This is a genomic window from Vibrio sp. 970, from assembly GCF_033339075.1.
Genome location: NZ_JAWOTW010000215.1, coordinates 1 through 782, shown reverse-complemented (window position 1 = coordinate 782; position 782 = coordinate 1). Strand labels below are relative to the sequence as shown.

General features: G+C 49.9%; 1 protein-coding gene. It reads right to left on the bottom strand.

All coding sequences use genetic code 11. The features are described 5' to 3' along the window. On the bottom strand, window positions 1-782 hold a 782-nt coding region (locus tag R7Q11_RS25770; RefSeq protein WP_225466952.1), incomplete at both ends, for a TonB-dependent receptor plug domain-containing protein.

Below are 782 nucleotides of genomic sequence, written 5' to 3'. Positions count from 1 at the left end.
GTATGGATGACGAACCTTCAAGGCGTTGTTGGTCTTGTCGATAGAGCTCGGCACGCGCTTTGATCATCACTTCATCACTGAAGAAATGATTGATGGCGTATGACGCGCTGTAACCATCCAAATCGCGGTTGTACAAATCTTGGCTGAAGTTACGCGTCTCTTCACCTTGCCAATAAGCCGCGTTGACCAAGCTTTCCGTATCACCAGAACGAAATGCCAAATTGCTCGCGCCTTTGTATTTATTGCTGATCCCTGTATAAGTGCCCGTGGCGTCAACATAAAAGTCACGATCTTCTAAAAACTCGCCCGGCTGTTTGGATTTTAAAATCACAGCGCCACCAATGGCACCAGAGCCCAAGACTGAGGAGCTTGCCCCTTTCACTACTTCTAATGATTCAAGATTAGATAGATCGAACGGGTCGCGGCCCACTTTGTCATTGTTGTCATTCGCCCCAAAACCGTCTGCAGAGCGAATGCCGTCACGAATGATCATAATACGGTTACCCGTCATGCCCCGAATCGTGATGTTTTGTGGACGACCAGCGCCACCTGACACACTTACCCCAGGCTCGTGACGCAGCGCATCATAAAGCTCTGTTTCGCCCTTTTGTTCAATCTCTTCGCTGGTGACAACCGCAACGCTGCCTGCTACTTCAGACACAGATTGTTCAATCCGATTCGCCGTCACCACAACCTCTTCCATAGAGAAAACGTCAGATTTGGCGTGCACTTGGCTGGCAGCTAGTACCGAAAGTACTGCCGCTGACACTGGGGTAAGCTTC